This window comes from Microcystis sp. LE19-10.1B (assembly GCF_027530565.1).
GTDB lineage: Bacteria > Cyanobacteriota > Cyanobacteriia > Cyanobacteriales > Microcystaceae > Microcystis > Microcystis aeruginosa.
Genome location: NZ_JAPZQM010000633.1, coordinates 1 through 7485 on the forward strand (window position 1 = coordinate 1; position 7485 = coordinate 7485).

A 7485-nucleotide genomic window follows, 5' to 3' on the forward strand; every position below is an offset into this window, starting at 1 on the left:
GGGACGTTCAAAAACCTTGCATTATCCTTCTTGTAGTACATCGCTTGGTACAAAAAACAAGGGCAACAAAGCCTGAAACGACCGGCTCCTGACGACCGGCTACTGACTCCTACCCCCAGGAAAAACTTTTTCAGCAGACCCTATTTATTCTTCCGACACCCCACACCCCACACCCCACACCCCACACCCTGCCCCCAGGAAAAGCTTTTTGCCGCAAACCTAATGATCAATCCGAATCTGGCCAAAGCAGCCGGACAGCAAGCAGCGCAAAACCAATGGCCGCTATCGCTTTTAATATCTTAGCGGGGAATAACTGCGCCATACTGCCGCCCGCAAGGACTCCTAAGAAACTGGTCAGGATTAAGGCGGTAATTGAGCCAAAAAAGACGGCTTTGGGTGATTTGGAACTGCCACCGAGAGCGATCGCTACTAATTGACTTTTATCGCCGATTTCTGCCAAAAAAACCGTGATAAATGTCAGTCCGAATAATTGCCAATTCATAAATTCTAGGGAGATGGGTGATGGGGAAGTGGGGAAGTGGGGAAGTGGGGACGTGGGGACGTGGGGTGGTGGGGGGGGGGGGGGGGGGTGTGGGGTGGGGGGGGGGGGGGTGGGGGGTGGGGGGGTGTGGGGTGTGGGGAGAATCAATAAATATAATCTTCTGCCTCCTGCCGGCCGCCTCCTATCTCCTATCTCCTGTCTCCTGTCTCCTGTCTCCTGTCTCCTGTCTCCTATCTCCTGTCTCCTGACTCCTATCTCCTGTCTCCTATCTCCTATCTCTTATCTCCTATCTCCTGACTCCTGAAATATAAAGTCTCGGTTACAAAACTGACTTCCGAGCAATTCTCACCCCACCATAGAAACAGAAGCCCCTAGAAAAATCAGCCATGAAAGAACACGATGTCGTTATAGTGGGCGGTGGGTTAGCAGGATGCCGCGCCGCCTTAGAAATCAAACGCCTCAACCCGACTATCGATGTTGCTGTCGTTGCCAAAACCCACCCAATTCGTTCCCACTCCGTCGCTGCCCAGGGAGGTATCGCCGCCGCCCTGCAAAACGTTGACCCCAAAGATAATCCCAAGGCCCACGCCTACGATACTGTCAAAGGTTCCGATTTTCTGGCTGACCAGGATGCAGTGGATATTCTCACCAAAGAAGCCCCCGAAGTTATCATCGAATTGGAACATCTAGGCGTGTTATTCTCCCGTCTCGAAGATGGACGCATTGCCCAAAGAGCCTTTGGCGGTCACAGCCATAACCGGGCCTGTTACGCCGCCGATAAAACCGGTCACGCCATGCTGCACGAATTAGTCAGCAATTTAGGCCGTAATCAGGTAAAAATCTACGATGAATGGTATGTTTTACGCCTTATCCTCGAAGAAGGTACGGCTAAAGGCGTAGTTATGTACCAAATCGCCACCGGACAGTTAGAAATCCTCCGGGCAAAAGCAATTATGTTCGGGACGGGGGGCTATGGTCGCGTTTATAACACCACCTCCAACGATTTCGCCTGTACGGGAGACGGTTTAGCATTATCGGCAAAAGCGGGTATTCCCCTAGAAGACATGGAATTTGTCCAATTTCACCCCACTGGACTCTATCCCGTCGGTGTTTTAATCTCGGAAGCAGTCCGGGGTGAAGGTGCTTATTTAATCAATAGCGAAGGTCGTCGTTTTATGGAAGACTACGCCCCCTCGCGCATGGAATTAGCCCCCCGGGACATCACTTCCCGGGCCATTACCCTAGAAATTCGCGCCGGCCGGGGGGTAAATCTGGACGGTAGCGCCGGGGGTCCCTTTGTCTATCTGGATTTACGCCATTTAGGCCGGGAAAAAATTATGAGTCGCATTCCCTTTTGTTGGGAGGAGGCCCACCGTCTCGTCGGTGTCGATGCGGTAGAGGAACCGATGCCCGTCCGTCCTACAGTTCACTATTGTATGGGCGGCATTCCCGTTAATACCGATGGTCGCGTTCGCTTAAGTGCCGATACCCTCAGCGAGGGCTTTTTCTCCGCCGGGGAATGTTCCTGTGTCTCCGTCCACGGGGCCAATCGTTTGGGCAGTAATTCCCTGTTAGAATGTGTGGTCTATGGGAGAAGAACTGGCAAATCGATCGCTAAATACGTCGAAAAACGCGCTTTTCCCGTCTTTAATCCCGATATTTACCTTCAGGATGCCAAAGAGGAAATCACCGCTTTATTGACCAAAAAAGGCACGATTCGCATCGGTCAACTACGTCAGCAATTCCAAGACTGTATGACCCAACATTGCGGCGTTTTTCGCACCGAAGCGACCATGCGCGAGGGAATTAAACAAATTGGCGAATTAAAGCGCCAATACGAGCAGATTTACCTCGATGATAGGGGGGATTGCTGGAATACGGAACTAATCGAGGCCTGGGAATTACAAAGTCTCATGGTGGTGGGGGAAATTATCCTCACCTCTGCCCTCAATCGTCAAGAAAGCCGAGGGGCCCATTCCCGCGAAGATTTTCCCCAACGGGATGACCAAAATTTCCTTCAGCATACCCTCGCCTATTATTCCCCCTCCGGCATCGATATCGACTATATGCCCGTGGTAATTCAGGATTTCACCCCCGTGGAACGTAAGTATTAACCTCTGGTCGGACGGTAAATGTAAAGGAATATTACAAACTCCTTGGCATTTACCGAGATTTAGTTCTATACTAGATAAAGCAACGCGGGATAGAGCAGTCTGGTAGCTCGTCGGGCTCATAACCCGAAGGTCAGTGGTTCAAATCCGCTTCCCGCCATTACTTATAAAGCTAGTAGTTAACCCCGATTTCCCGTTAGGGAACATCGAACATTACCCTTTCAAGACAGCGATTGGGGTCAATGTAGGATTGGCGAGAATGGAGACAACTATAATTATCCATGATCAAGATCTGTTCTGCTTTTAAATAGATCGGAACGTGATAGGCTTCAAACAGGGCCATTTACAAAATGTTTGAAAGAAGTAGCGGGGATTGGAATCGACCAATCTTAAGTTAGAAAACGGGTTTCTCTAAGAAACCCGTTTTCTGGGTTAGATGTGGTATAACAGAAAAGTGGTTATGTCAGAGGAAAGAGATATGCCATCAATTTTTATTTGTTATTCCCACCAAGACAAAGGATGGAGAGACAGACTGTTAAAATTTCTCGAACCTCTGAATGATGAGGAAAAAATAGTCTGGTCAGATCTCGACATACAACCGGGGGATATTTGGGATGAAAAAATTAAAGACAGTTTATCACAAGTAACAATTGCGATGGTATTGGTTAGCCAAGACCTGCTTAATTCTCGTTATGTGAAGAATGAAGAATTACCCCGTATTTTGAAAAGACGTGAAGAAGAAGGAGTCCTTATAATTCCTATATTTCTTAGACATTCTACTGTGAAAAGTGTTTCTTTTAAATACACTAATGAAGAGGGAATAGAACAAAGATTTTACTTACATCAATTTCAGTCTCCTAGCAATAATTCTCCCAGCAATCCTCTCTGTGATCTAAAGAAATCAGAATATGAAAAAGTTTTCGTATCCGTTGAGGATAAATTGCGATCGCTGATTGAAGAATCTAAAAAAAAACAGTCTGAACCCTCTAAAAAAGCGGTCCAACCCCTGACCACCTCTGGGTTAGTGGATACGCAACTCCCACCCGTGCGTAGATGGCAAGGACGACGGGAAGAATTGCAAGAACTCCAAACAGCGTTAGGGAATGACCATCTAAGGTTAATCGAGATTACCGCCGCCGGGGGTTATGGTAAAACTGCCCTGGCGAGAAAGTTTACAGATCAATTAACTGCTGATTGGCCGGTATTATGGGTTAATTTTAACCAGCCTTACCCTTTGGCACAGTTCGGACGGTGGTTATTAGAGGAGTTAAAACAAAATTATGATGAAAAATGGAATGATGGGCAATTAATAGACGCAATCAGCAAAGGGTTAACCGCTAAACCCTGTTTATTAGTGTTGAATAATTTGGAAACGGTACTAACTGCCCCAGTAAATTTGGTTTATCAGCAATTCTTGCAAAAATGGTTAAACACAGAAAGCAGCAGTAAGCTATTAGTCACCAGTCGAGAACAGCTAAAATTCCCCGTCAATTTGCAAGATTATTATTATTCTTGGCCTTTAAAAGGGTTAAAAGAAGCGGATGCGATGCGTTATGTCACCGAAGATCACGGCTTAACGGGAAGCGATGAAGAATTAGCCCAATTTGTCGATAAAATGGGAGGTCATCCCCTCTTAATGGAACTGGTTTGTAGTTTGATGAAAGATAAGTTTGGGAAAGGGGTTTCTGTCACCGAGTCGCAAAATTTGGGCTTAAATATGTTTGATGTGGAAGGGTATCACCGCGACACGGAAACCTGTGTCAGAGAAGTGATTACCGCCAGTTTAGCGCGATTATCGAAAGAGTTTAGGGAGAGTTTAACGCGGTTGTCGGTACTGCGGGAGAATTTTGATGACAGGTTAGCCCAGGGGTTAATTCCAGCAATAACTGAGGAAGATTTACGCTATTTAGCTCGTTTATCTTTATTACAAGAATTTCCCCCCGAATACAATGTAAAACGGCGACAGTTTCAGTTTTTGCCTTTAATTTCCATGGTGGTGCAAGATCAAGCAAATCCTGAAATATTGCGATCTGCCCATCAATTAGCCTTAGATTATTATTTAGCTCATTTACCTGTCCCTCCCTGGGAATCCTTGGAAGATTTGAAGGAATATTTAGAGGCGTTTCACCATGCAGGGGAATTGGGAGAATGGCAGTTAGCATACAATATTTTGAATGAGGATCGAGGAGGAGAAGGGAAAGATAAATCGGTTAATAGTTTTTTGTACTTCACAGGCTTAAGTCGAAAATCAATAGAATTGTATGAGATTTTAATTAATAATTGGATAGAGGATCAAAAACAAAAACAAGAGTTCGGCATTGTGTTGTCTTTGTTGGGAATAAGTTATAAAAATTTAGGAGAATATTCAAAAGCAATTACTATCCATAAGCAACATTATGCCCTATCGGAAAAAAATAAAAATTGGGCAGGAGTTGCTTCTGCACTGGGTAATTTAGGGATTTGTTACTTTTCGCAAGGCGATTATCAGCAAGCCATCAAGTATCATGAGCAATGTCTAGCAATTCAAGATAAAATTGGCAATTATCTAGGTATGGCAGGGACCTTTGGTAATTTAGGTATTTGTTATAGTTCTATAGGAAAATTGAATGAAGCTATAGACAATCATAAAAGGCATTTTGAAATTTCACAAAAGATTGATGATCTTGGAGGAATGGCTTCCGCATTTTTGAATATAGGAAATTGTTACAGCTATTCTGGCAGATATTTACAGGCGATTCTCTATCATCAAGCAGGCTTAATCGTCAAGGAGATTCTTGGCGATCAACAGGGATTAGCACTTGCTTATAATAATCTTGCGTGTTGCTTCCGAAGCTTAGGTCAATATAAGGAGGCAATCTTTTATAATCAGAAATCTCTAAAAATAGGAGAAGAAATTGGTAACAAACAAAGGATATCAGAGTCACTTGGTAATATAGGTAATTGTTATGCCGACGTGGGAAAATATCAAGAAGCAATCGTTAAACATCAAGAATCTTTAGTCTTAAAAGAGGAAATGGGGGATCAAAGAGGAATTGCACTTGAATTAATTTCTCTTGGGGCTTGCTATGCTCATTTAGAACAACATGAAACAGCATTAGCATTCTTTGAGAAATCATTAGAGCTAAGTCAAAAAAATAATTATCAGAGAGGTATAGCAGTAAGCTTACATAACCTTGGAAAAACTTATTTTGAGCTTAAAAAATATATTCAAGCGAAAGACTATATTAATAAATCCTTAGCTATTGCTCAAGGAACTGTTTTACAGGAAATAGTAATGCGTTGTCATTTTGCTCTTGCAAATATTGCGTATCGGATAAGTGACATTCAAATCGCATATACCCATTGTCAACAAGCCCTAGCATTATCCCAAGAATTGGGGATTCCCTTGGTTAAAGATTGTGAGGAATTGTTAAGGCAAATTCAGGGGGATGTAGCAGACAATCTATAAAATTATCCTTAACTCCCATTAAGCAAAACTATGAAAATTAACTTCATTGATACTTATAAGCAAACAATTCAATCGCCTCAATGAAATTTACTCAATACTTTTTAGCCACCAGAAAACGACCAGATCGAGCCAATATCAAAATGGAATGGATTGAATACACAATCAATAATCCTATTCTGGAAGTTCACCAAAATGATGGACGAATTCGCCGCTGGGCATTAATTGAGGAAATAGACAACAAGGCGTTGAGAGTTGTCTTACTCGAAGATGGTATCACAGTTCACAATGCTTTTTTTGATAGGAATTTTAAGCCATGAAAATCACCTACTTTCAAGATACGGATACTCTATATTTAGAGTTCAATAACAATCCTATTGTCGAGACTCAAGAAATCAATGAAAATACCTTAGTCGATCTTGATAAAAATGGGAACATTTGTGCAATTACCTTGGAACACGCCAGAAGCTTAACGGATCTGAATGCTTTTTCCCTAGAAACTATTGTCGCGCCTGAATTAGCTTCAAGTTTATAAGAGTTGTCATAATAAAATTATTCTATAAACTCTATGGATTCCCCATGCAAAACCCAATTAACCTCACTATTGAGCGCTTTCAAGAAAACGGACAAGATTACTATGTCGCCACCAGTCCCGATATACAAGGACTTGTCGCTGAAGCTGATACAATAGATGCCGTCATTGATATTGCCAAAGACTTAATTCCCATCCTATTAGAATTGGAAACAAAGGAGTGTGAATAATGCAAACCGTCCACAAAATGAGGAACAATTAATTATGAACATCAAAGATTATCCCTTTGCTCAAGACTTGATTACGGATAATCAAGGTCAGATACAGCAAGTTATTATTAACTTTGAAGACTATCAACAAATAATAGAAACCTATGAAGATACTGGACTCTATTGCGCCATGATAGACGTTAAAGATGAAACTCCCTTAACTTTGGAGGAAGCTTTAATTGAATTAGAAAAAGAATGAAAATCAACTATCTTCCTACTTTTATCAAGGATCTTAAAGATTTAAAAAGTACCTCCCCTTACTCAGTCATAAAAAACCTTGTCTTTACTGATATTTTAGCAGTTAAGCAGCTAAGCGAAATTAACAACCTTAAAAAATTAAAAGGAGAATATAATGCCTATCGTATCCGAATTGGTGACTATAGAATTGGTTTTTTTGTTGAAGAAGATACAATTACATTTGCTCGTGTTCTTCATCGTCGAGAATTCTATCGTTATTTCCCGTAAAATTTCGGTAGATAAAGAATCATTGGCTCTTCGGGAATTGTTATGCAAATAATTAACTTAAAATAAAATTCGATGAGAGCAACTACGCTCAAAAGTAGCTGAAATTCATACAGGAAAGGACTTAAGGCACAAATAGGTTAATACCAAAAGATAGACAATTG

Annotated in this window: 9 protein-coding genes and 1 tRNA gene; 8 read left to right on the forward strand and 2 right to left on the reverse strand. The window is 42.3% G+C overall.

Annotated elements, in window-relative coordinates; translation table 11 throughout:
* Positions 1 to 226 precede the first annotated feature (226 nt).
* A complete protein-coding gene (locus O9332_RS22690) occupies positions 227 to 502 on the reverse strand; it encodes a TMEM165/GDT1 family protein (protein WP_002764179.1) in 276 nt (91 codons plus the stop codon).
* Between the two features lie 386 nt (positions 503 to 888).
* On the opposite strand from O9332_RS22690, the gene O9332_RS22695 reads away from it, so the two are divergent.
* Positions 889 to 2616, forward strand: a complete 1728-nt coding sequence (locus tag O9332_RS22695; RefSeq protein WP_012267896.1) for a succinate dehydrogenase/fumarate reductase flavoprotein subunit — start codon at positions 889 to 891, stop codon at positions 2614 to 2616.
* Between the two features lie 83 nt (positions 2617 to 2699).
* Positions 2700 to 2773, forward strand: a tRNA-Met gene (locus tag O9332_RS22700).
* Positions 2774 to 2809: 36 nt separating this feature from the next.
* Here the strand turns inward: O9332_RS22700 and O9332_RS22705 are convergent.
* Complete coding sequence (locus O9332_RS22705; protein ID WP_002762128.1) at positions 2810 to 2956, reverse strand: TauD/TfdA family dioxygenase; 147 nt, start codon at positions 2954 to 2956, stop codon at positions 2810 to 2812.
* 93 nt (positions 2957 to 3049) lie between these two features.
* Between O9332_RS22705 and O9332_RS22710 the strand changes: the two genes are divergently transcribed.
* The 6 genes from O9332_RS22710 to O9332_RS22735 all read left to right on the forward strand — a co-directional run bounded on the left by O9332_RS22710 (position 3050) and on the right by O9332_RS22735 (position 7324).
* Positions 3050 to 6061 carry a tetratricopeptide repeat protein gene (locus O9332_RS22710; protein ID WP_288027548.1) on the forward strand — a complete coding sequence of 1004 codons (3012 nt, stop codon included), beginning with the start codon at positions 3050 to 3052 and terminating at the stop codon, positions 6059 to 6061.
* A gap of 80 nt (positions 6062 to 6141) precedes the next feature.
* Positions 6142 to 6378, forward strand: coding sequence for a DUF4258 domain-containing protein (locus O9332_RS22715; RefSeq protein ID WP_002762131.1), 237 nt, complete (start codon positions 6142 to 6144; stop codon positions 6376 to 6378).
* A complete protein-coding gene (locus O9332_RS22720) occupies positions 6375 to 6593 on the forward strand; it encodes a DUF2283 domain-containing protein (protein WP_002762133.1) in 219 nt (72 codons plus the stop codon). The genes O9332_RS22715 and O9332_RS22720 overlap by 4 nt, the downstream gene beginning before the upstream one ends.
* 44 nt (positions 6594 to 6637) lie before the next feature.
* Positions 6638 to 6820: a DUF1902 domain-containing protein gene (locus O9332_RS22725; RefSeq protein WP_002762135.1), complete on the forward strand. Its 183-nt coding sequence runs from the start codon at positions 6638 to 6640 to the stop codon at positions 6818 to 6820.
* 34 nt (positions 6821 to 6854) lie between these two features.
* Entirely contained in the window at positions 6855 to 7058 is a 204-nt protein-coding gene (locus tag O9332_RS22730; RefSeq protein ID WP_002800856.1) for a RelB antitoxin-like protein, read from the forward strand.
* A complete protein-coding gene (locus O9332_RS22735) occupies positions 7055 to 7324 on the forward strand; it encodes a type II toxin-antitoxin system RelE family toxin (protein WP_002762139.1) in 270 nt (89 codons plus the stop codon). Before O9332_RS22730 ends, O9332_RS22735 begins: the two co-directional genes overlap by 4 nt.
* Positions 7325 to 7485: the final 161 nt, after the last annotated feature.